At 56.5% G+C, this 21,337-nt stretch carries 19 protein-coding genes; 5 read left to right on the top strand and 14 right to left on the bottom strand.

Annotated features, from left to right (window positions below; genetic code table 11):
- Position 1: 1 nt before the first annotated feature.
- The gene (locus CWM66_RS23075; RefSeq protein ID WP_107147341.1) at positions 2–4,960 is read right to left on the bottom strand and encodes an alpha-2-macroglobulin; all 4,959 of its coding nucleotides are present in this window, start codon (positions 4,958–4,960) and stop codon (positions 2–4) included.
- A 281-nt stretch (positions 4,961–5,241) separates the two neighbouring features.
- Between CWM66_RS23075 and CWM66_RS23070 the strand changes: the two genes are divergently transcribed.
- From CWM66_RS23070 to CWM66_RS23055, 4 genes are all read left to right on the top strand, one after another.
- Entirely contained in the window at positions 5,242–6,786 is a 1,545-nt protein-coding gene (locus tag CWM66_RS23070; RefSeq protein WP_072441103.1) for a PTS transporter subunit EIIC, read from the top strand.
- Positions 6,787–6,798: 12 nt separating this feature from the next.
- Entirely contained in the window at positions 6,799–8,160 is a 1,362-nt protein-coding gene (locus CWM66_RS23065; protein ID WP_007370814.1) for a 6-phospho-alpha-glucosidase, read from the top strand.
- A gap of 98 nt (positions 8,161–8,258) precedes the next feature.
- The gene (gene sseA, locus CWM66_RS23060) at positions 8,259–9,101 is read left to right on the top strand and encodes a 3-mercaptopyruvate sulfurtransferase (RefSeq protein ID WP_035888192.1); all 843 of its coding nucleotides are present in this window, start codon (positions 8,259–8,261) and stop codon (positions 9,099–9,101) included.
- On the top strand, positions 9,102–9,875 hold the full coding sequence (locus CWM66_RS23055; protein WP_079517531.1) for a MurR/RpiR family transcriptional regulator: 774 nt from the start codon (positions 9,102–9,104) through the stop codon (positions 9,873–9,875).
- Between the two features lie 30 nt (positions 9,876–9,905).
- On the opposite strand, the gene sseB is transcribed toward CWM66_RS23055, so the two are convergent.
- The 11 genes from sseB to trmJ form a co-directional block, all read right to left on the bottom strand.
- A complete protein-coding gene (gene sseB / locus CWM66_RS23050; protein WP_107147339.1) occupies positions 9,906–10,682 on the bottom strand; it encodes an enhanced serine sensitivity protein SseB in 777 nt (258 codons plus the stop codon).
- A gap of 75 nt (positions 10,683–10,757) precedes the next feature.
- Positions 10,758–12,044: an aminopeptidase PepB gene (pepB, locus tag CWM66_RS23045; protein ID WP_107147338.1), complete on the bottom strand. Its 1,287-nt coding sequence runs from the start codon at positions 12,042–12,044 to the stop codon at positions 10,758–10,760.
- Positions 12,045–12,142: 98 nt separating this feature from the next.
- Entirely contained in the window at positions 12,143–12,343 is a 201-nt protein-coding gene (gene iscX / locus CWM66_RS23040) for a Fe-S cluster assembly protein IscX (RefSeq protein ID WP_007370809.1), read from the bottom strand.
- A gap of 1 nt (position 12,344) precedes the next feature.
- Positions 12,345–12,680, bottom strand: a complete 336-nt coding sequence (fdx, locus tag CWM66_RS23035) for an ISC system 2Fe-2S type ferredoxin (RefSeq protein ID WP_035888196.1) — start codon at positions 12,678–12,680, stop codon at positions 12,345–12,347.
- 1 nt (position 12,681) lies between these two features.
- Entirely contained in the window at positions 12,682–14,532 is a 1,851-nt protein-coding gene (gene hscA / locus CWM66_RS23030) for a Fe-S protein assembly chaperone HscA (protein ID WP_007370807.1), read from the bottom strand.
- 18 nt (positions 14,533–14,550) lie between these two features.
- Entirely contained in the window at positions 14,551–15,066 is a 516-nt protein-coding gene (gene hscB, locus CWM66_RS23025; RefSeq protein WP_007370806.1) for a co-chaperone HscB, read from the bottom strand.
- 71 nt (positions 15,067–15,137) lie between these two features.
- Positions 15,138–15,461: an iron-sulfur cluster assembly protein IscA gene (iscA, locus tag CWM66_RS23020; protein WP_007370805.1), complete on the bottom strand. Its 324-nt coding sequence runs from the start codon at positions 15,459–15,461 to the stop codon at positions 15,138–15,140.
- A gap of 17 nt (positions 15,462–15,478) precedes the next feature.
- Complete coding sequence (iscU, locus tag CWM66_RS23015) at positions 15,479–15,865, bottom strand: Fe-S cluster assembly scaffold IscU (protein WP_007370804.1); 387 nt, start codon at positions 15,863–15,865, stop codon at positions 15,479–15,481.
- 30 nt (positions 15,866–15,895) lie between these two features.
- Positions 15,896–17,110 carry a cysteine desulfurase gene (gene iscS, locus CWM66_RS23010; protein ID WP_007370803.1) on the bottom strand — a complete coding sequence of 405 codons (1,215 nt, stop codon included), beginning with the start codon at positions 17,108–17,110 and terminating at the stop codon, positions 15,896–15,898.
- 118 nt (positions 17,111–17,228) lie between these two features.
- Positions 17,229–17,720, bottom strand: a complete 492-nt coding sequence (gene iscR / locus CWM66_RS23005) for a Fe-S cluster assembly transcriptional regulator IscR (RefSeq protein ID WP_007370802.1) — start codon at positions 17,718–17,720, stop codon at positions 17,229–17,231.
- A gap of 222 nt (positions 17,721–17,942) precedes the next feature.
- Positions 17,943–18,671 (bottom strand): tRNA (cytosine(32)/uridine(32)-2'-O)-methyltransferase TrmJ, encoded by a 729-nt coding sequence (gene trmJ / locus CWM66_RS23000; protein ID WP_107147337.1) that lies wholly within the window; start codon positions 18,669–18,671, stop codon positions 17,943–17,945.
- A 117-nt stretch (positions 18,672–18,788) separates the two neighbouring features.
- Here trmJ and suhB point away from each other — a divergent pair, with 117 nt between their 5' ends.
- Positions 18,789–19,592, top strand: coding sequence for an inositol-1-monophosphatase (suhB, locus tag CWM66_RS22995; protein ID WP_007370800.1), 804 nt, complete (start codon positions 18,789–18,791; stop codon positions 19,590–19,592).
- A 112-nt stretch (positions 19,593–19,704) separates the two neighbouring features.
- Here the strand turns inward: suhB and CWM66_RS22990 are convergent, their stop codons facing one another.
- A complete protein-coding gene (locus CWM66_RS22990) occupies positions 19,705–20,685 on the bottom strand; it encodes a nickel/cobalt transporter (RefSeq protein WP_007370799.1) in 981 nt (326 codons plus the stop codon).
- On the bottom strand, positions 20,676–21,314 hold the full coding sequence (locus tag CWM66_RS22985) for a DUF1007 family protein (protein ID WP_007370798.1): 639 nt from the start codon (positions 21,312–21,314) through the stop codon (positions 20,676–20,678). The genes CWM66_RS22990 and CWM66_RS22985 overlap by 10 nt, the downstream gene beginning before the upstream one ends.
- Positions 21,315–21,337 lie beyond the last annotated feature (23 nt).

Here is a 21,337-nt window from a genome sequence, read left to right as displayed (position 1 = left end):
GTTACGGGACAATAATCATCGGGCTACGGGTCGCGCCGGTTGCCCGCCACTGCGGAACGTACATCGATTCCACTTGCGGCGCTGGCACCTGATACGTCCCCGGCGTTACCGCGCGCGCCAGATAAACCAGCGTCACCGGCTGGCCTTCGCTCACTGGTACGGCAGCCACAAAGCGATCGTCACGGAACTCCATATGCTGAATGTCAGCCTGCTGCATCCGGTTAAGCAACTCCTGTACTTCGCTACCACTCTCCTGGAGGCTGGCGCTGCTGCTCGCGAGATTCTGGTTTTCCAGATCCAGACCGGCAGGCAGTAAATCCACCACCAGCGCATCCGGGACATTCTGGCTGGCGCTCACCTCCAGCCAGACCAACACCAGCTCGCCACTTTTCAGCGATGAGAGCGATTTGCTCCGTCCGTCAGTGCCCAGCACCGTGCGTTCAATGTGCAGCATGTTGTCAAAAGGCGCAGGTGCCTGCATCGGGTACCCGCTACTGTCCAGGCGCAGCCATAACGGTGAGCTACCGCTGTTGGTCACCTGCAATGCCGCCAGTTGATCGGCATCGAGGTTACGGGTTTGCGTTTTATCGCCACTGAGCGCCGCCGTCTCCAGCGAAGTTTGCGCCTGCCACGCCCCGGAGGCATTTTGCAGATTACGTCCGGCCATAAATAAGGCATTACTTTCCTGCGTCGATAACCAGCGCTGCCCGTAAGCCTGTTCCGAGAGCGTCGTCAGCAGGCGCGTCTGCTCCTGTTCCAGCAACGTATTCTCTTGCAGCAGTGCCAGCATCAGCGCGTTGTCACGCAAATCGCTGCCATAATCCGCCAGCCAGCGATTATCCTTCGCCCGCGGCGTTTTCAATGCCAGAGCCAGCGCCTGTTCGCTGCGTTGCGCGTCGCCCATCAGTTTTAACGCCACGCCCAACTGCATCAGTGGTAACCCGGCTTTGGCCTGGTCGTGACGCTGCCAGATTTCACGCAGCGCACCCAGTGGCGCTTTTTGCTGACGCGCCAGTACCAGCCCGGCATAGCTTTGTACTGCAAATTTCGTTGCCGGGAGATCGTCGCTATAACGCACCGCCATCGTTGCAGGGTCCTGCAGGTAACGCAGCAAGCGGTTATTCGCGTTGTTCAGCGCTTCCGTCGGAACGCTGTATCCTTGCGCCGAAGCGCTGACCAGAAAATCGGTAACATACGCCGTCAGCCAGTACTCTTCCGGCCCGCTCTTATCCCACAGCGAGAATCCACCGTCGTCGCGCTGCATTTGCAGCAGTCTGGAGATACCAATATCCACCGCTGCGCGCCGCTGTTCGTCGCTGTCGCCCTTAATACCGAGCGCTTTAAGCTGCGCGGCATTGGTATAAAGCGACGGGAATAGCCCGCTGGCGGTTTGTTCAAGGCAGCCATACGGATAGGCTTTTAGCTCCTGAATGTAGCGCGCGATATTGAGCGGCGGCTTGCCGCTCAACAGCAGGCGCCCCTGAAGTGTGGCCGATGAAATGCCCGCCAGATGTTGTTCCGGCGCGTGCCAGCTCTCGCCAGGTTTAAGCATTGCGCCGCTGTTGACCGTTTGTGCAGCAAATGGCGGGCGCACACCGATTTTCCACTGCTTCTGTAACGGCGCGAAGGTTTCGCCTGGCAGCGTCAATCCGCTGATTTGCGCGTTAATTTCGCCGTCGCCAAACCCATCCAGCGCCCGTACCGGAATAAACACGGTGGTGCGTTCACCCGCTGACAAAGTGAGCGGCTCCGGCGATTGACTTTCCAGCGCCAGTAATCCCCCGGCGCTGAGGGCAACATTGAGCGTTTGCGGCCGATCGGTCAGGTTGGTGAGATCCAGGGTCAGGCGCGACGTGTCGCCGCTGCCGAGGAAACGCGGCGTGTTCAGTTCGGCTATCACCGGCGCGGCCACCACCACTTTGCTTTCACTGCTACCAAAATCCTCTGCCGTCCATGCCTGTGCCATTACCCGCAATTCACCGTTGAAATCGCCAATCGGTAACGTCACCAAGCCTTCGCCGTTTTCATCCAGCTGTACCGGCTGCGCCTGCTGGGCAATGATAGTGACGTGATTGACCGGCGGTTTTCCGCCGCGATTCATTTCATCGCCATCGCCACCGAAGCGCAGCGCGGCAAGCCGCCCTTGCCCTTCAATCACCTGGCCGTAAATATCATAGATATCCGCGCCGTAGCGTTTCTGCCCGAAAAAGGCCTGCCACGGATCCGGCGTCACGTAGTCGGTAATATTCAGCACGCCGCTATCTACGGCGGAGAGCAGTACATTCACCTGTTTCGGGGTTTCGCCGTTTTTCACCGTCGCCTTCACTTTGACGGTCAGCGGCTGGTTGGGACGCATTTTTGGTGGCGCATCCAGCGCAATGTTGAGTCGGCGGTTTTCATCGCCCATCGGTAAGTGCAGCAAACCGACCGCGCGTTTTGGCGTGGCGGATTTCGATTTATCGCCCGGGCGGATCACCAGCGTGCTGAGGTAGAGATCGTGACGCTGCCATTTTTGATCGAGCGGAATACTCAGATCGAGGCCGTCGGCTGGCACATCAATCTCTTTCCACCACAGTGGTCCCTCGCTGGATTCGATCATCGCGTAACCTTTACCTGCGGCTGGCGCGGTGATGTGCAATTTCACGGTGTCGCCCGGTTTATAACCCGGTTTGTCCAGCTTCATGGTGACGCGGTCAGGCCGCGCAGCGCCCGCACCGTCGCTGTTGTCCTGCCAGCTATAACCGGCCCAGAAACGCACGCTGCTGATGGTGTCATCTGGCCCTTTCACTTCCAGGCGGTAAGAACCCCAGTCCACCGGGAAACTCACCTTGCCGGTTTCATCCGCCGCAAGGCTGAGGCTCTGCTCACCTTCCACCAGATCTTTCTGGTTGAACTGAGACTGCCAGCCTTCGCTTTCCGACCAGTTCCAGAAATAGTCGCGCCGTTCGCGGATCAGGCGCACCTGCAAATCATTAACCGCCTTTTTCGTCCCGGCGGCATCGGCATAGACAATATCGAACGCCGCGTTGCTTCCTTCATCAACAATCGGCTGATTGACGGTGGTGTCGGTGCGGTAGTCGTAAACGGCTTTAGCGGCAAATTGCGGACGGATCCCCGGCAGCGACTGCGCAGGCCAGATAGCCTGTTCCGCACGGCGCGTAACCGGACGCCCGCCCGATTCCAGCAGACTGGCCTGCAAAATCACCTGTAACGGCGAGTGCGTCTCCTGCCACTGACTCGGCGTACTGACCGCACCCTGGCCTTCTTTATCCAGCGTCAGATGCACTTCATCCAGGCTGCGGCTCAGGTTCTCTTCAGCAATATCGCCAAACTGGAAGCCAGGCAGCGCGGCTACCGCGTCGCGCAGAGGGCGAAGGAACAGTTGCCCCTGCAACGTATTGCCGCTGGCGGGGGCGCCATAGAGATAGTGACCATTCACGTTGAACACCACATCTGCAGCCGGATCCACCGGCGTTGGCTGCGGCGTAATGTTCAGCGCCATGCGCTCCGGCATAAAGTCTTCAACGTGGAAACCCCACTCGCGCGGCAGGTTATCGCCAGTATTGGCGCGGATATGCCACATTCCCGTTTGCGCGCTGGCATCCAGCGAGTAAGTAAAGTGATACAGGCCATTCTGCGGCTGGCTGACCACTGTGCGTACCACCTGGCCATCCGGTTTGACCACTTCGAGTTTGACCGGCTGCTCCGCCAGCGGTTTACCGTCGCTGTCACGTAGCAGGCCATTAAGGATTACCGTTTCACCAGGACGATACAGATCGCGCGGGCCAAACATAAAGAACTGTTTGCTGTAGCCCGGCTCGCCGGCAATAGCGAATTCGGCCAGATCCAGCGCCGGTAATTTCAGATCCAGCAGCGTGGTTTCACCGTCTTTGCGCGCCAGCACCAGCGCTACTTCCTTATCGGTGTTCAGGGTAGCGTGCCCATCAGCATCGCTGGTCGCCTGCGCCAGGGTTTGCCCCTTCTCATTCAGTAACGACACCTCAATGCCAGAAAGCGCTGCGCCGTTTTCCAGCCCCTGGGTGAAAATATCCAGCCGGTTATGGTAACGGTGCGCCGAGAGGCCGATATTGCTGAGGGTGAACAGCGTGGCGGCATTGCTGTAGTTGTAATGCCCGGCCTGATTCATCACCGCGATATAGACGCCAGTCTGCTGCAACGGCTGGATACCGCTTAACGGCAACAGCAGTTTTTCCCGGGTATTGCGCGCCGGATTGAGATCAAAGCGGCCGGTATAGACCAAATCGGCCATTTTTAATAGCGTGTCCGATTCCCAGTTCGAGAGCGAGCTGCGGTATTCCCACTGGCTGATAAATGCCGCCAGCGACTCCGGCTTCACGCGATAAAAGTTAACATCAACATTATTGACGTTCAGCGCCATGACGGGCAGCCCCTCCACGACTTTACCCGGCAGCAGCGAACCCCGGCTGGCAAAACCGACGCTTGGCTGAACGTCGCGCGTGGCGATGGTTTTCTCATAATCGATGCCGAAGGTAGCTTTATTCAGGGCCACCAGCCCACGATCGACCGATACCAGCAGTTCGCGATTCGGCTCCAGATGCCGCAGACGCAGCTCTTTCAGATTGGGTGCCAGCTCCCATGCGCCATCCACCTTGCCGCTCTTTTTATCCACCAGATGCACGGTAGAGGCAAAATTCTGCGCAGGATCGAGCGGGACCGAGAAAGTCAGCACCAGCGTGGCGGAGCCATCCAGTTGCACTTCAGAAGCATCCAGCAGCGTCAGCGGCTTGCCTTCACTACGGGCGGCAAGCTGAGCCAGTTTCTCTTTGTCCGGCGCGGCAGGAAGCGTTTTTTGCTCAGCGCTAGTGGAAGACGCAGCAGGCGCGCTGGCGGCTTTCGGTTTATCGTTGTTATCGCAGCCAGCAAGCGTAAGGGTGGTCAGCAGCGCAGCAGTCAGCGCCGCAATACGTAGCGGTTTCATTCGTTATCCCTGGTTCATTAACCTGTTGAAAGAGGCCCACCTAGTATTATGCGCAGCCGCATGAATTACAAAATGTCTGATGAATTCTGGAAAGCGCCTCGCAAAGGCGGCGTTCTCATCATGCTGGCATTGTTACGGGGATCACAGGTCGTAACGTAACATGTAACGTTGCGAGTCATTTGTTTTTAAAACAATAAGATAGCTGGATAAATATTACTTCAGACTGCTAACGTTACGCTGTCTGTGCACCTTTGTGCGCGGTTCTAATAAGAGAGATCATTATGTCCAGAGCCGTGAATGCCCTACAAAATTTTGGTAAGTCCCTCTTTGGTCCGGTACTCATTTTGCCCATCGTCGGCCTGTTTATTGCCGTCGGGAATATTTTTGGCAATGGCAATCTGGCCGAATATTTGCCATTCCTCGGTCACCCACTTATTCAGAACATCGGCCAGTTAATCGCTAAATCCGCGGTCTCCGTGCTCGCCAACCTGGCGCTGGTATTTGCCGTTGGTATCCCGGTCGGACTGGCTTCGCGGGATAAAGGCTACGCCGCGCTGATTGGTCTGGTGACGTTTATTGTGTTTATCAATGCCATGAACGTGACGTTGCAAATGCAGGACGCGCTGGCTCCCGCCGCTCAGATGAAAGCGGCTGGTCAGAGCATGGTGCTTGGGGTACAGGTGCTGGAAATGGGCGTATTTGCCGGGATCCTGACCGGCGCGCTTAGCGGTTATCTGTACAACAAATATTCCGGCGTACAGTTTTCCGGCGCGATGGCGATTTACTCCGGTCACTGCTTTGTAGCGATGATTATGCTGCCGGTGTCGATGGTGCTTGGCGTGGTAATGAGCGAGCTGTGGCCCTTCGCCCAGCACGGTATCAGCACGCTGGCGCTGGCAATTAAAGGCGCCGGGCCATTTGGCGTGGCGGTGTACGGTTTTCTTGAGCGCATTCTGGTGCCGACCGGGCTGCATCATCTGGTCTATACGCCGTTTCTCTATACCGAACTGGGCGGTACAGCGGATGTTTGCGGCAGCACCTATCAGGGTGCGCGAAACATTTACTTCGCGGAAATCGCCTGTCCTGACGTGAAGCAACTCAGCAGCACGGTAGTCTGGGATGCGCGCGGGATCAGTAAAATGTTCGGCCTGCCTGCCGCCGCGCTGGCGATGTACGTTACGGCAAAACCGGAACGCAAAGCGGCCGCAAAAGCAATTTTGATCCCCGCCGCGCTCACCTCGCTGCTGGTCGGCGTGACGGAACCGATTGAATTCTCTTTCCTCTTTGTTGCGCCGCTGCTGTTTGTGGTGCATGCAGTGCTGACCGGGATCGGCATGATGCTGTTCTCGTTGTTCGGCGTTCATGCCATCGGCGCGAACGGCATCATCGATTTTATTCTCTACAACCTGCCGCTCGGTATCCAGAAGTCGAACTGGCCGATGTATATCCTTGTCGGCGTCATTATGTTCGCCCTCTACTTTGTGATCTTCCGCTTTTTGATTCTGCACTTCGATATGAAAACGCCAGGCCGCGAGGAAGAGAACGAAGAGACACGCCTTTACAGCAAGCAGGATTACCAGGCGAAAGGCAATAACGACGCGATGGGCGAAGCGATTATCGCCGGGCTGGGCGGACGCGCCAACATTGAGGTGGTGGACAACTGTTACACCCGCCTGCGCGTCACGGTGAAAGACGCGGCGGTGATTAACGAACCGCAACTGAAAGCGACCGGTGCAAAGGGCGTGATCAGACAAGGTAATAACGTTCAGGTGGTCTACGGGCTGCATGTCAAAAAAATGCGAGAAGCCGTTGAGATGTTTCTCTGAAGGAGTCCAGAAATGGTTAAACCCCCGTTTATTTTATCTATCGCCGGTGGCGGCAGTACGTATACACCGGGCATCGTGAAAAGCCTGATGGTTCAGCTGGAAGCATTCCCGCTGGCGGAAATTCGTCTCTACGACATCGATGCAGCGCGGCAAAACACCATTGCGCCGGTGGTGGAAAAAGTGATCCGCGACCACAGCCAGCGCATCAAATTTACCGTAACGAATGATGCGGAAACGGCATTCAGCGGTGCGCATTTCGTCTTTGCCCAGATGCGCGTTGGTCAGTACAAGATGCGCGAACAGGATGAGAAGATTCCGCTGCGTCATGGTGTCGTAGGCCAGGAGACCTGCGGCCCCGGCGGGCTGGCCTATGGCCTGCGCACCATTCTGCCGATGGTCGAGCTTATCGATCAGGTTACGCGCTACGCAGATGAGAAAGCGTGGATCGTCAATTACTCTAACCCCGCGGCGATCGTCGCTGAAGGGGTGCGTCGGCTGCGTCCGCAGGCGCGGGTGCTGAATATTTGCGATATGCCGGTCGCCGCGATGCGCAATATGGGGGCGATCCTCGGCGTCGACCGCCACAAGCTGGAAGTCGATTATTTTGGCCTGAATCACTTCGGCTGGTTTACGCAGGTGCGCGTGGATGGCGAAGATCGCCTGCCGGAATTGCGCGAACACGTTGCCCGCTTTGGCCTGCTGACCGAAGACGCCGCGCAAACGGATCCGCAGCACGCCGATCCGTCATGGGTGAAAACCTGGCGCAATATCAAGCCGATTATGGATCACTTCCCCGAGTATCTGCCGAACCCGTATTTGCAGTATTACCTGATGCCAAACGAGATCGTCGCGCACCAGGATCCTGACTACACGCGCGCCAATGAAGTGATGAACGGGCGCGAAAAGAAACTGTTTGCCGCCGCACAGGAGTATCAACGCAGCGGAGTCCTGCCCGATGCGTTTCATGTTGGCGTCCACGGCGCGTTTATCGTTGATGTGGCCTGCTCGCTGGCATTTGATCTTCGCCAGCGCCACCTGGTGATTGTGGAAAATAAAGGGGCAATCGCCAATCTGCCGTATGACGCAATGGTGGAAGTTCCGGCTTACATCACTTCCTCCGGCCCGGAACCGGTACGCATGGGTGCAGTGCCGCTCTTCCACCAGACGCTGTTAATGCAGCAACTGGCCTCGGAGCAACTGCTGGTTGAAGCCACCATTGAAGGCAGCTACGAAAAAGCGCTCCAGGCGTTTACCCTGAACCGCACAGTGCCGACCATGCAGCATGCCAAAGCGATTCTCGATGAGATGATTGAGGCTAACCGCGACTACTGGCCTGCGCTGCAAAAAGCGTGGGAAAACGGCAAAGCGGTATAAAAATACCGAGTTGGCTCGCGGGTTTAGCGAAGGTGGCTTGTAGGGTGATGAAAAAACGTTAACAATTCAGAGTAATTATTGATGACACGGAGAACCCCATGTCCACCTCATTTTTTGTCGCGGCCGACTGGCTGATAGAGCATAGCGATGATCCTGAAATCCAGTTGATTGACGCCCGCATGGCGCCAGTGGGTCAGGAACATCGCGATATGCGTGCGGAGTACCGTGACGGGCATCTTCCCGGCGCGGTTTTTTTTGATATCGAAGCCCTTTCCGACCACAGCACCTCCTTACCGCATATGCTGACGCGCCCGGAAGCGTTCGCCGTGGCGATGCGCGAGCTGGGCATCAGCCAGGATAAACACCTGGTAGTGTATGACGAAGGCACGCTGTTCTCCGCGCCGCGCGCATGGTGGATGCTGCGCAATTACGGCGTGGAGAATGTCTCGATTCTCGCGGGTGGTCTGGCTGGCTGGCAGCGCGACGCCCTGCCGTTGCAGAAAGGCGAGGTGCCGCTGCCGGAATCCGACTTTAACGCCAACTTCGATCCATCCGTGGTGAAAAAGCTGACCGATGTACTGCTGGCAAGCCACGAAGGCACCGCGCAGATTGTCGATGCGCGCCCAGCTCCGCGTTTTTCCGGCGAAGTCGATGAACCACGTCCGGGCCTGAAGCGCGGGCATATTCCCGGCGCACTGAACGTGCCGTGGGTTGATCTGGTGGTCGATGGTGAACTGAGAACCACCGATGAACTGGCCGCCATTTTCCGCCGCCAGGGCGTTGACCTGAACCAGCCGATCATTGCCAGCTGCGGCTCCGGCGTCACGGCGTCCGTGGTGATCCTTGCGCTTACGACGCTGGGCGCAAATAACGTGACGCTGTATGACGGCTCCTGGAGTGAATGGGGCGCGCGCGACGATTTGCCTGTCGAACCGGCCTGAATGGACAACCGGCTTGCGCCCTTGCTGACGCGCGGGGCATCACTGACCCGCGCGGAATATCGTGTGCTTGCACATCTGACGGAACATCCGCTGCTGGTGGGTAATATCACCGTGCGTCAGCTGGCGCAGGCGACTTACGTTTCCACCGCCACCATTATCCGGCTCTGTCAGAAACTTGGCTTTAGCGGCTACAGCGAATTTATCTGGCACTGCAAACAGCTTTTGTCCGACACACCGCATATTGCTCAGCAACATCATGAAGGGCATGACCAGCTACCGGCGCTGTTCCCGCAGTTTATGGCCAATTACCAGCGCACCTTCCAGTGGGTGACGGAAGAGAAGCGTCACCGCTTCGCCGCGCTGCTGCGCGATCGGGAGAGTTTTTTTCTCTATGGCGCGGGGTTCTCTTATCTCTTCGCCGAGTATTTAACCAAGAAGTTGCAGGTGCTGGGCAAGACGGCGTTTATCTCCGGGCCTGGCGACAGCCGCAATATCTTCCTCAGCAATGCCGCGCGTTATCAGGTCTTTATTGCCGTGTCGCGCAGCGGTGAAACCGAGCAGGTGCTGGATAAAGCGCGGATTGCGCGCACGGTTGGCATGACGGTCGTCGCCTTTACCCGCGCATCAGCAAACACGCTGGCGGAACTGGCGGATGTGCATTTTGCGCTGTATGACGAAGCGGTGCACTTTGCTGCCGAAGCTGCGGGCATTACGTCGTTTGAGTCGAATCTGGTGCTGTTAATGGATCTGTTGCTGCTGGAAGCGACGCAATAAACGGGCGGTACATTTCGCACCGCCTGTTCATCAGATAATGCGGTTGTTTTTGAAATCGCGCAGGAAACTGCCCCAGCGGCGTTCATAGAACGGCGTGATATGCGCCAGCATAAAGTGGCTGATACCTTTCTCGCCTTCCACCACCTGGCAAATATCGATCGGTTCATCCCCAGGCAGCGTATCTGTCGCGACGCTGCCCGCTGCATGGATGATCTCTTCGATGTCCCCTTCCGCTTCAATGCCAATCAGCAGGTTGGGTTGCTCATCGGCCTTCTCTTTAATTGAGCAGAGAAACGCGCGCTTAACGGTCTTGATGCTTTTAAACAGCGTGGCCAGTGAATCGACCATTTGCGCAGGCGGTTCAGCTACTTCGGAAAGCAGCAGCGCCGTACCGCCTTCCAGCACTTCCTGCTGGCTGAGCGGACTGCTTTCTGCGCCCACTAAATGGCTTAACTCGCGCGGCGTGAACTCTTTGCCAGTGGGTAATTTAGCGTTGAGGAATAGCGTCTCTCCCAGCGTCATTTCAAACAGCGTACGCGCAGGCATGACCACAAATGCCTGTTCTTCGCTAACGGCCTGCTGTAAGGCTTGCAGCGAGGTAAAAAACGGAATGACCGAGTTACCGTCATCTTTTTCCCAGTGCTGCAAATCCAGCTCGCTGTCTTCGACAATCGCTTCACCTTCCGCCGCCGTACCCGGCACCCAGACGGTTGATTCCAGCAGCGTACGGAAAAAAGCCGGGCGATAAGCGGGCTCGGTCGCCGCCTGCTCCAGCAGGGTTTCTAATTCGTTTTTGCTTTCGGACATAGGTTCTCTGATTCGTTGTAGTCCATGCCTTCTGTAGGCTGGATGAGCATAATGCCATCCGGCCTACAATGACGCTTACCCGGCAGTCAATAAATTCGCGATGGTGCGTACGCCAAGCCCGGTCGCACCGGCCGCCCACTGTTCCACTGCCGCTTTGCGGTAGGTGGCGGAGCAGTCGATATGCAGCCAGCCCTGCTGGTAGTTTTCAACAAAGTGCGACAGGAACCCGGCAGCCGTGCTTGCCCCGGCCGGGAAAGAACCGCTGGCGGTGTTGTTCAATTCTGCAAAGCTGGACGGCAGCTGATTGCGGTGGAACTCCGCCAGAGGCAGACGCCAGAACGGTTCATTTTCTGCCGTCGCACTGTTGAGCAGACGGCCAGCCAGCGCATCGTCAAAGCTGAACAGCGCGTGGTAATCGTTACCCAGCGCGGTTTTCGCCGCACCAGTCAGCGTTGCGGCATCAATAATAAACTGCGGTTTTTGCGCAGACGCATCAATCAAGCCATCCGCCAGCACCAGACGCCCTTCAGCATCGGTGTTCATGATCTCTACGGTTTTGCCGTTGCGATAATGAATAATATCGCCCAGTTTAAAGGCGTTACCGCTGATCAGGTTGTCGGCACAGCAGAGGTACAGTTTGACGCGCTTATCCAGCCCGCGGGTGATGGCGAACGCCAGCGCGCCGGTCACCAGCGCCGCGCCCCCCATATCGGATTTCATTGAATCCATTGATGAGGTTGGTTTGATGCTGTAACCGCCGGAGTCAAAGGTGATGCCTTTGCCCACCAGCGCGGCATATACCGGCGCATCCGGGTTGCCGGTCGGGTTATAGTCCAGCGCCAGCAATACCGGCGGGCGCTCAGAACCGCGACCAACGGTGTGCAGACCCAGGTAATTCTGCTCGCGCAGATCTTCGCCTTTGGTGATGCGGTAAGAGACGTTTTCACCGCCCACGCTGTGCAGCAGATCGACCGCGCGCTGCGCCAGTTGCTCCGGCCCTAACTCTTCTGCCGGCGCGTTGATGATGTCGCGTACCCAGTCGATGGTTTTCAGGCGGCTATCCAGCTCTTTTTGCCCGGCTTCATCCAGCGGCGCCCACTCCACTTTGCGTGTGCCTTTCGGCCCTTTGTAACCGGCCCAGAATGCCCAGCTACGATCCGCGTCCCAGCCTTCGCCGCTCAGCGCAACATGTTTAATGCCCAGGCCGTCGATTTTGCGCGCGGCGCGCTGAATCAGACCTAAATCGTCTTTTCCATTCAGATGCAGAGCGATGCCGTCGTTATTGATGCTCCATGAGGCTTTTTCACCCCAACGCGCATCCGCGCTTTGCGTGGTGAGTGTCACTTTCATAGCTTCTGTCATTATATTTATCCTTATCGGCAGGCGCCGGATGGCAACGTTGCCTTTTCCGGCCTACGTATGCATGAAAACGGGCCGCCCGAAGGCAGCCCGTGAGATGATTATGATGCTTCGTCTAACCAGACTAGCAGAATCGCTTCGAGAATTTTTTCATTCGATGCGTTCGGATCGTCGTCGAACTCTTCCAGCTCGCAGATCCACTGATGCATATCGGTGAAACGTACGGTTTTCGGATCCACATCCGGGCGGCTGTCATACAGCGCCTCGCCGATTTCGCGGCTGTCGGTCCATTTCAGTCCCATATCAGTGCTCCCGCGCGTGGTTAATGGTGTAACGCGGGATCTCTACCACCAGATCTTCATCGGTGACGCGCGCCTGGCAGCTTAAACGGCTTTCCGGCTCCAGACCCCAGGCTTTATCCAGCATGTCGTCTTCGTCTTCGCTGCTTTCCGGCAAAGAGTCAAACCCTTCACGCACGAGGCAGTGGCAGGTGGTGCAGGCACATGATTTTTCGCAGGCGTGCTCAATCTCGATACCGCCGCGCAGGGCAACATCAAGAATGGTTTCACCGCTCTTCGCTTCCAGAACTGCGCCATCCGGACAGAGATCCTGATGAGGCAGAAAAACAATTTTAGGCATATTAAACCTCGTCGACGGAATGGCCTTTCAGCGCGGTACGCACGGACTGATCCATACGGCGCGCGGCGAATTCCTGGGTTTGTTTATCTACATTTTTAATGGCTTGTTCTATCGCGTCGGTATCATCGCCGTCGGCCACGCTGCGCAACTGCGCAACTGCCTCGTCGATAACCTCGCGCTCTGCGGCGCTTAACAGCGCGGCATCAGCGGCGAGCGCGCCGGTTAAACTTTCCAGCACGCGCGCGGCTTCCACTTTCTGCTCCGCCAGCATGCGCGCTTTCACGTCCTGCTCGGCGAAACTCATGGAGTCTTTAATCATATTGGCGATTTCGCCGTCGGTCAGACCGTAAGAGGGTTTCACCTGGATGGAGGCTTCCACGCCGGTGGATTTCTCCATCGCAGTGACGCTCAACAGACCGTCAGCATCTACCTGGAAGGTGACACGAATATGCGCCCCACCCGCCGGCAGCGCCGGAATGCCACGCAGAGCAAAACGCGCCAGCGAACGGCAATCCGCCACCAGTTCCCGCTCACCCTGCATTACATGGATAGACATTGCGGTCTGGCCATCTTTAAAGGTCGTGAACTCCTGGGCGCGGGCCACCGGAATCGTGGTGTTGCGCGGAATAACTTTTTCCACCAGTCCGCCCATGGTTTCCAGCCCCAGCGACAGCGGAATAACATCCAGCAGCAGCATTTCGCTGTCCGGCTTGTTGCCGACCAGAATGTCTGCCTGAATCGCCGCGCCAATTGCCACTACTTTATCCGGGTCGATGGAGGTTAACGGCGTGCGGCCGAAAAATTCACCCACGCGTTCACGCACCAGCGGTACGCGAGTGGAACCGCCCACCATTACCACTTCCAGCACATCCTGCGCTTCCACGTCCGCATCTTTCAGCGCACGACGACAGGAGAGCAGAGTGCGTTTGACAAGCGTTGAGATCATCTCTTCAAACTGCGCGCGAGTTACCACGCCCTGCCAGCCAGCCACATCAACAGTCGTGCTGTCGGCATCGCTCAGCGCAATCTTGGCGGCAATCGCCGCATCCAGAAGTTCACGTTGCTGACGCGCATCGCTGCGATCGGTAATGCCTGCCTGCTCGCTGATATAATCTGCCAGCAAGTGGTCGAAATCGTCGCCGCCGAGCGCGGAATCACCACCGGTCGCCAGCACTTCGAACACGCCGCGGCTCAGACGCAGAATGGAGATATCAAAAGTGCCGCCGCCAAGATCATAAACGGCGATAACGCCTTCTTTGCCGGAATCCAGGCCGTAGGCAATCGCCGCCGCGGTCGGCTCATTGAGCAGACGCAGCACATGCAACCCGGCTAAACGCGCAGCATCTTTCGTGCCCTGACGCTGCGCATCGTCGAAATAGGCAGGAACAGTGATCACCACGCCATCCAGTTCGCCGGAGAGCGTCTCCTGCGCGCGGGCAGCCAGCGCTTTCAGGATATCGGCAGAAACGCGGATCGGGTTGACCACGCCGCCGCGCGTCACAATCATCGGCAGGCCGTTTTCACTGGCCTGGAATTGCCACGGCAGATGCGGGTAACGCGCCTGAATATCCGCCAGACTGCGGCCCATCAGGCGTTTTACGGAGCTGATGGTATTGACCGAATCCAGCGCTGCATTGGCGCGCGCATCGTAGCCGACAACGTGGCTGTCAGCCTGGTAGTTAACCACTGAAGGGAGTAAATGGCGCCCGGCGCTGTCGGCCAGCGTTTCCGCCTGACCGCTACGCACGGTGGCAACCAGCGAATTGGTGGTGCCGAGATCGATGCCCGCCGCCAGACGACGCTGATGCGGCGCGGCGCTCAGACCCGGCTCACTGATTTGTAATAAGGCCATTATGTGCTTCCAAAAAAATTAAAAACCGAGCAGTTTTTCTTCGAGTTGTTCTGTTGAGCTGCGCAGTTTATCGAGAAAACGCAGTTTACGCACGGTATCCGCCGCGACGTCCCACGTCTGATTGTCGAGTTGTTCCACCATCTGCTGGTGGCGGGCGTCGTACATCCCTTTTACCCGCTTCTGGAACGCTTCCAGACGGCCGCTGTCTTCCGCACGCTCGATCTCATCCAGCTCTTCGCGCAGCTCAAGCTGCTCCATCAAAAAGGCCGTGTCGCGAACGGTGTGCTGTTCAGAAGCTAAATCGAAGCCGTGCAGCGACAGCAAATATTCCGCGCGGGAGAGCGGATTGCGCAGGGTTTGCCACGCCTGATTAATGGTAGCGGATTGTTGGACCGCAGCCAGTTGTTCCGCCTGCGGGCGGCTGGCAAAGCGATCGGGGTGGAACTGCCGTTGCAGATCCTGGAAACGTGTCGCCAGCGCCTGAACGTCAAGCAGGTATTGGGCCGGCAACCCAAAGAGGGTGAAGTAATCCATAACAATTCCGGGTGTGCAATCGAAGCAAACCCCACGCGCAGCATGCTGCGGTGGGGTCAATGGGTAGGCGATCAGACGTTGAAGCTTTCGCCGCAACCGCACTCGTCTTTGACGTTAGGGTTGGTGAATTTAAACCCTTCGTTCAGGCCTTCTTTGACAAAGTCCAGTTGAGTGCCGTCGAGGAATTGCAGGCTTTTGCCGTCAACCACTACCTTCACGCCTTTGTCTTCGAACACCGTATCTTCTTCAGTCGGCGCGTCAACAAACTCCAGCACGTAGGCCATACCAGAACAACCGGAGGTTCTGACCCCCAGACGCAGACCAAACCCTTTGCCACGGTTGGCCAGGAAGGTATTTACTCGCGCGGCAGCACTGTCGCTCAGGCTAATGGACATGACAACAACCTCCTGCCTTATTTCGCTTCTTGTTTGCTTTTGTAGTCCGCAATCGCGGCTTTGATCGCATCTTCCGCCAGGATAGAGCAGTGGATTTTCACCGGCGGCAACTCCAGCTCTTCAGCGATATCGGTGTTTTTGATCGCCTGCGCTTCGTCCAGTGACTTGCCTTTCACCCACTCAGTTACCAGCGAGCTGGAAGCGATCGCCGAGCCACAACCGTAGGTTTTGAAACGCGCGTCTTCGATGATGCCTTTATCGTTAACTTTGATTTGCAGCTTCATGACGTCGCCACACGCTGGCGCGCCAACCATGCCGCTACCGACGCTGTCGTCGCCGTTGTCGAACGAGCCAACGTTGCGCGGATTTTCGTAGTGATCGATTACTTTTTCGCTATAAGCCATGATTAAATTCTCCTGTTTCCGCAACCGTTATTAGTGATGAGCCCATTCGATGGAGTTGATATCCACGCCCTGTTTGAACATTTCCCACAGCGGAGAGAGTTCGCGCAGACGGCCGATGGATTTACGCACCAGTTCGATGGTGTAGTCGATCTCTTCAACGGTGGTAAAACGACCTAAAGAGAAACGGATGGAGCTGTGCGCCAGCTCATCGCTCATACCCAGTGCGCGCAGCACGTAGGACGGTTCCAGGCTTGCGGAAGTACAGGCAGAACCGGAAGAAACAGCCAGATCTTTCAGCGCCATGATCAGCGACTCGCCTTCAACGTAGTTAAAGCTGACGTTGAGGATGTTCGGTGCGCCGTGCTCAAGATCGCCGTTCAGGTAAACTTCTTCGATATCGTTGATGCCGTTCCACAGACGGCTACGCAGACCGCGCAGACGCTCCATTTCGCTCGCCATCTCTTCTTTGGCAATACGGTAAGCTTCGCCCATACCAACGATCTGGTGAACAGGCAACGTACCGGAACGCATACCGCGCTCGTGGCCGCCGCCGTGCATCTGCGCTTCAATACGGATACGCGGTTTACGGCGTACGTACAGGGCGCCAATACCTTTCGGCCCATAGATTTTATGGCCGGAGAAGGACATCAGATCCACTTTCAGCTGGCTTAAGTCGATCGGCAGTTTGCCGACGCTCTGAGTAGCATCAACGTGATAAATAATGCCGCGAGCACGGCACATTTCGCCGATGGTTGCGATGTCCTGCACCACGCCGATTTCGTTGTTCACATGCATGATGGAGACGAGGATGGTGTCGTCACGCATCGCCGCTTCCAGCTCTTTCAGATCGATAATGCCGTTGCGCTGCGGGGCGAGGTAAGTCACTTCAAACCCTTCGCGCTCAAGCTGGCGACAGGTGTCCAGCACGGCTTTGTGTTCGGTTTTGCTGGTGATGATGTGCTTGCCTTTTTTCTGATAAAAGTTGGCAGCACCTTTGATCGCCAGGTTGTCGGATTCGGTCGCGCCGGAGGTGAAGACGATTTCGCGCGGGTCAGCACCCACCAGTTCAGCGATCTGGTTACGGGCGATATCTACCGCTTCTTCAGCTTGCCAGCCAAAACGGTGTGAACGGGAGGCTGGGTTACCAAAGGTCCCGTCCAGAGTGAGAAACTGCATCATTTTCTCGGCAACACGCGGATCCACCGGCGTAGTTGCGGAGTAATCGAGATAGATCGGTAATTTCATTGCTCTTTAAACTCCGTACATCGCTCTAATGCAAGGAATCAGGCAACCGGCTGGATGTACGACCGTGTTAACGGGGCACATTGATGTGCCCCGGCCCAATTCTGAATACTGTTTTTTATTATGCGCGCAGTTTTACGTCGATAGCGTCTTGTGCGCGGGTGGTGCGATGGGATTCAGTGCTGTGCTGACGATCGGACACATCGAGAATTTCCTGGTTATTGACCAGTTCACCCAGTGTGATGTTGTTGAGGAAACCGGTCAGACGGTCGCTCAGATCGCGCCACAGCGCATGGGTCAAACACTTATCGCCACCCTGGCAGCCGCTTTTACCCTGGCAACGGGTTGCGTCTACCGATTCGTCAACAGCGCTGATCACTTCGCCCACGGCGATGCTGCTCGCATCTTTGCCCAGCAGATAACCACCGCCAGGACCACGCACGCTGGCCACCAGGCCATTTTTACGCAGACGGGAGAACAGCTGCTCCAGATAGGACAGGGAAATTCCCTGACGCTCAGAAATATCAGCTAACGGAACCGGGCCCGCTTCGGAGTTGAGTGCAACGTCCAGCATTGCGGTCACGGCATAACGCCCTTTCGATGTCAGTCTCATGTCTTACAAGCCTCAAACTCGCCCCTGCCCGGGCTATATTATTTAATATGTTAATGTTGCATAGCGGTTGCAAGTCTGACATTCCCGACTAAATTGGTCAACTATTTAGTTGACTAAATTAGTCAGGTATTTGACTTTTCGTGCTTAACATAAATACCGGGTGGCACGTTGCCCTTTCCGGCTTACTGGCGCGGGGCTTGTAGACTGATGAGCGCCAGCAAATCACGCTTTATGCTGCTGCTCAATAGAGGCCAGAATACCGCGCAGGATATTCAGTTCCTGGCTTTCCGGGCGCGCACGCGTGAACAGACGGCGCAGCTTGTTCATCACCTGGCCGGGATGGTTTTCGCGGATAAAACCGGTCGCCAGCAGCGTCTTTTCCAGATGCTCGTAAAAGCGCTCAAGATCGTCGACCAGCGGATACGGCGTCTCTTTATGTTCTGCAGAAGATTCACTCTCCTGCGTCGCCAGCCAGGCCATACGCACTTCATAAGCGATAACCTGCACCGCCATCGCCAGGTTCAGCGAGCTGTACTCCGGGTTAGCGGCAATCGCCACGTGATAATGGCACTTTTGCAGTTCTTCATTCGTCAGGCCGACACGCTCGCGGCCGAACACCAGCGCCACCGGCGCGTGTTCTGCTTCCGCGACGCTTTTTAATCCGCATTCGCGCGGATCGAGCATCGGCCATGGGAGCGTACGTGAGCGGGCGCTGGTGCCAACCACCAGGCTACAGCCAGCTAATGCTTCATCCAGCGTATCGACAATGTGCGCACTGCCGATGACATCGCTGGCACCTGCCGCCAGAGCGATGGCCTGTGAATCCGGTTTAACCAGCGGGTTAACCAGCCACAGATTCGTCAACCCCATTGTTTTCATTGCACGGGCAACAGAGCCCATGTTGCCGGTGTGGGAGGTTTCCACCAGTACGATTCGAATATTTTGCAGCATAGATTTTCAACGGCTAAAGAATATTCGTGCATATTATCATAAACCGAAGACATATTCCGAATTGGCTGCTATTATGTGCGCCGTTTTCCGTTCTTTAACATCCAGTGAGAGAGACCGATGCATCCGATGCTGAACATCGCCGTGCGTGCTGCGCGCAAGGCGGGTAATTTAATTGCCAAAAACTACGAAACTCCCGATGCCGTAGAAACCAGCCAGAAAGGCAGCAATGATTTCGTGACCAACGTTGATAAAGCTGCTGAAGCAGTGATTATTGACACCATCCGCAAATCTTACCCGCAACACACCATCATCACCGAAGAGAGTGGCGAGCACGAAGGCACTGACCAGGATGTGCAATGGGTTATCGATCCACTGGATGGCACCACCAACTTCATCAAACGTTTGCCGCATTTCGCGGTATCTATCGCCGTTCGTATTAAAGGCCGCACTGAAGTTGCGGTGGTTTACGATCCGATGCGTAACGAACTTTTCACTGCAACCCGTGGCCAGGGCGCACAGCTTAACGGCTACCGTCTGCGCGGCAGCAATGCCCGCGATCTGGATGGTACCATTCTGGCGACCGGTTTCCCGTTCAAAGCAAAACAGCACGCGACGACCTACATTAACGTTGTCGGCAAACTGTTTACCGAATGCGCGGACTTCCGCCGCACCGGTTCCGCCGCGCTGGATCTGGCCTATGTTGCCGCAGGCCGCGTTGATGGTTTCTTTGAAATCGGGCTGAAACCGTGGGATTTCGCCGCAGGCGAGCTGCTGGTGCGTGAAGCGGGTGGTCTGGTGTGTGATTTCACCGGCGGCCACAACTACATGATGACTGGCAACATCGTTGCAGGTAACCCGCGTGTCGTAAAAGCCATGCTGGCAAACATGCGCGAAGAACTGAGCGACGCGCTGAAACGCTGAGATGTTTATTGCCCGATGGCGCTTTGCTTATCGGGCCTACAGCTTACGTATTCCATCATGGTTCGTGTATGTCGCCCAGGCCGGATAAGGCGTAAGCCGCCATCCGGCACTATCAAAACGGCCGCAAACCGCCGCCCGGCGGTAACGCGCTGACCCACATCACCACCGCCGCACTTATCAACAACACCCCTCCCGCCAGAGCCAGCGTTGTCCAGCCTACCTGTCGCCATAATACCGGCGTCTGCTGGCCGCTGAGTTTTACCGCTAACTGACGAAAACCATGTACCAGTAGCGCCAGCGCACTGATGGTCAGTGACGTGCCCGCCGCCATCACCAACGCTGACGCCACGCCCCAGGCAAAAACGCCAATCACTTTGCTGAACAGCAACACCATGATCGCACCAGAGCACGGGCGCATCCCCATGGATAACACAATCATCAACCTGGCTCGCCAGTCTTCACCGCTTTGCAGTTGCGAAGAAGTCGGCAGATGCTGATGCCCACAGCCGCAGCCTTCGTGGTGTACATGATGTGGCGTAAACGTGCGAAATACTGGTTTTTGCCGCAGAGCAAACAACTTTTTCAGCGCCCGCCAGCACAGCATCAGCCCCAGCACGCCGACCAGCAGGTAGCTGCCCTTCTCCAGCCAGTAACCGCTTAAATGCAGCTGCCGTGCAGGTAACGTCAGAATGTTCAGCACCACCACCACTAACGTAACCGCCACCAGCCCCTGCAACAGCGAGGAAGCCAGCGTCAGCATAATACCGGAACGCAATTTAGAGGGATGCGTGGCAAGCCAGGTGGCGATCACCACTTTACCGTGTCCTGGCCCCAGCGCATGCAACACGCCATAGACAAAGCTGAACAACAGCAGCGAACCGCCCGCTTTGGTTGGGTTTTCCGCCACCGCTTTCAGCAATGCGCTCATTTGTATATTCACATTGCGCTGCCAGATCGCGCTTTTGATCATCACCTGCGGCCACACCTGCCACAGCCAAAAACCGGCAATAAGCGCACAGAGCATAAACAGCAGCAGCGGCCACCATGCCAGCAGGCGGCGGGAACGGGGACGAACACCGGATATCACTGACATGAGAGGGTTACCGTTTGTGCAAATTGTTTGCCTAATTCCATGTCTTCCTCCGGCGCATCGGCTTTGTCCAGCGACTGCGCATAATTCAGCACCTCTTCGCCGGGTTTAGGGGTATGAACGGCCAGCTTACAGGATTTCTGCAACTCTGCAGGCAGAGACGCATCGCTCGCTTTGTCGTAACTCATATCGACAAAATAGGTGGGATCAAACGTAGAAAAAGTATATTGCTGGCCGCTAAGCGGCTGCGGCTCGGCGAGCGGCAGGATAAACGTCAACACCGCCTGATGCCCTTCCCGCTCCATACCATATTCCGTCGGTCGGTTGAGGAATTTTACTTTCTGCCCGTTGTGCCAGACCTCAGTAAAATAGTGCTGACCAAGTACATTCGCCATCACTTCCGCCGCCAGTTTTTTCCACACCTCATCGCCTGGCTGCGCATTGCCCGCATCATAAAGCAGATCCGCTGAAGTGATCTCATCCATTGTCCAGCGCATTTTCAGGCCGGAGAAGTGACCATTCTCTGCTAATACTTGTGTTTTCAGCTGGATAAAACTGTGCGGGTGCGCGCTTACCGTAAACGATAAAAGCGCGAGAAACACGCCCGTGACGCATTGTTTAACTGCTTGCATCTGTTCCTCACGTGAAAAATTCT

The organism is Kosakonia sp. H7A, assembly GCF_003028445.1.
In the GTDB taxonomy this organism is placed as follows: domain Bacteria; phylum Pseudomonadota; class Gammaproteobacteria; order Enterobacterales; family Enterobacteriaceae; genus Kosakonia; species Kosakonia radicincitans.
Note: the sequence above shows the minus strand (reverse complement) of the source record. Positions and strands in the feature narration are given on the sequence as shown.

Coding starts and splice junctions, on each gene's coding strand:
- iscR (WP_007370802.1), bottom strand. CDS start 17,720: ATGAGACTGACATCGAAAGGGCGTTATGCCGTGACCGCAATGCTGGAC.
- trmJ (WP_107147337.1), bottom strand. CDS start 18,671: ATGCTGCAAAATATTCGAATCGTACTGGTGGAAACCTCCCACACCGGC.
- CWM66_RS22990 (WP_007370799.1), bottom strand. CDS start 20,685: ATGTCAGTGATATCCGGTGTTCGTCCCCGTTCCCGCCGCCTGCTGGCA.
- sseA (WP_035888192.1), top strand. CDS start 8,259: ATGTCCACCTCATTTTTTGTCGCGGCCGACTGGCTGATAGAGCATAGC.
- suhB (WP_007370800.1), top strand. CDS start 18,789: ATGCATCCGATGCTGAACATCGCCGTGCGTGCTGCGCGCAAGGCGGGT.
- pepB (WP_107147338.1), bottom strand. CDS start 12,044: ATGACAGAAGCTATGAAAGTGACACTCACCACGCAAAGCGCGGATGCG.
- hscA (WP_007370807.1), bottom strand. CDS start 14,532: ATGGCCTTATTACAAATCAGTGAGCCGGGTCTGAGCGCCGCGCCGCAT.
- hscB (WP_007370806.1), bottom strand. CDS start 15,066: ATGGATTACTTCACCCTCTTTGGGTTGCCGGCCCAATACCTGCTTGAC.
- CWM66_RS22985 (WP_007370798.1), bottom strand. CDS start 21,314: ATGCAAGCAGTTAAACAATGCGTCACGGGCGTGTTTCTCGCGCTTTTA.
- CWM66_RS23070 (WP_072441103.1), top strand. CDS start 5,242: ATGTCCAGAGCCGTGAATGCCCTACAAAATTTTGGTAAGTCCCTCTTT.
- iscS (WP_007370803.1), bottom strand. CDS start 17,110: ATGAAATTACCGATCTATCTCGATTACTCCGCAACTACGCCGGTGGAT.
- iscA (WP_007370805.1), bottom strand. CDS start 15,461: ATGTCCATTAGCCTGAGCGACAGTGCTGCCGCGCGAGTAAATACCTTC.
- CWM66_RS23075 (WP_107147341.1), bottom strand. CDS start 4,960: ATGAAACCGCTACGTATTGCGGCGCTGACTGCTGCGCTGCTGACCACC.
- CWM66_RS23065 (WP_007370814.1), top strand. CDS start 6,799: ATGGTTAAACCCCCGTTTATTTTATCTATCGCCGGTGGCGGCAGTACG.
- iscX (WP_007370809.1), bottom strand. CDS start 12,343: ATGGGACTGAAATGGACCGACAGCCGCGAAATCGGCGAGGCGCTGTAT.
- sseB (WP_107147339.1), bottom strand. CDS start 10,682: ATGTCCGAAAGCAAAAACGAATTAGAAACCCTGCTGGAGCAGGCGGCG.
- CWM66_RS23055 (WP_079517531.1), top strand. CDS start 9,102: ATGGACAACCGGCTTGCGCCCTTGCTGACGCGCGGGGCATCACTGACC.
- fdx (WP_035888196.1), bottom strand. CDS start 12,680: ATGCCTAAAATTGTTTTTCTGCCTCATCAGGATCTCTGTCCGGATGGC.
- iscU (WP_007370804.1), bottom strand. CDS start 15,865: ATGGCTTATAGCGAAAAAGTAATCGATCACTACGAAAATCCGCGCAAC.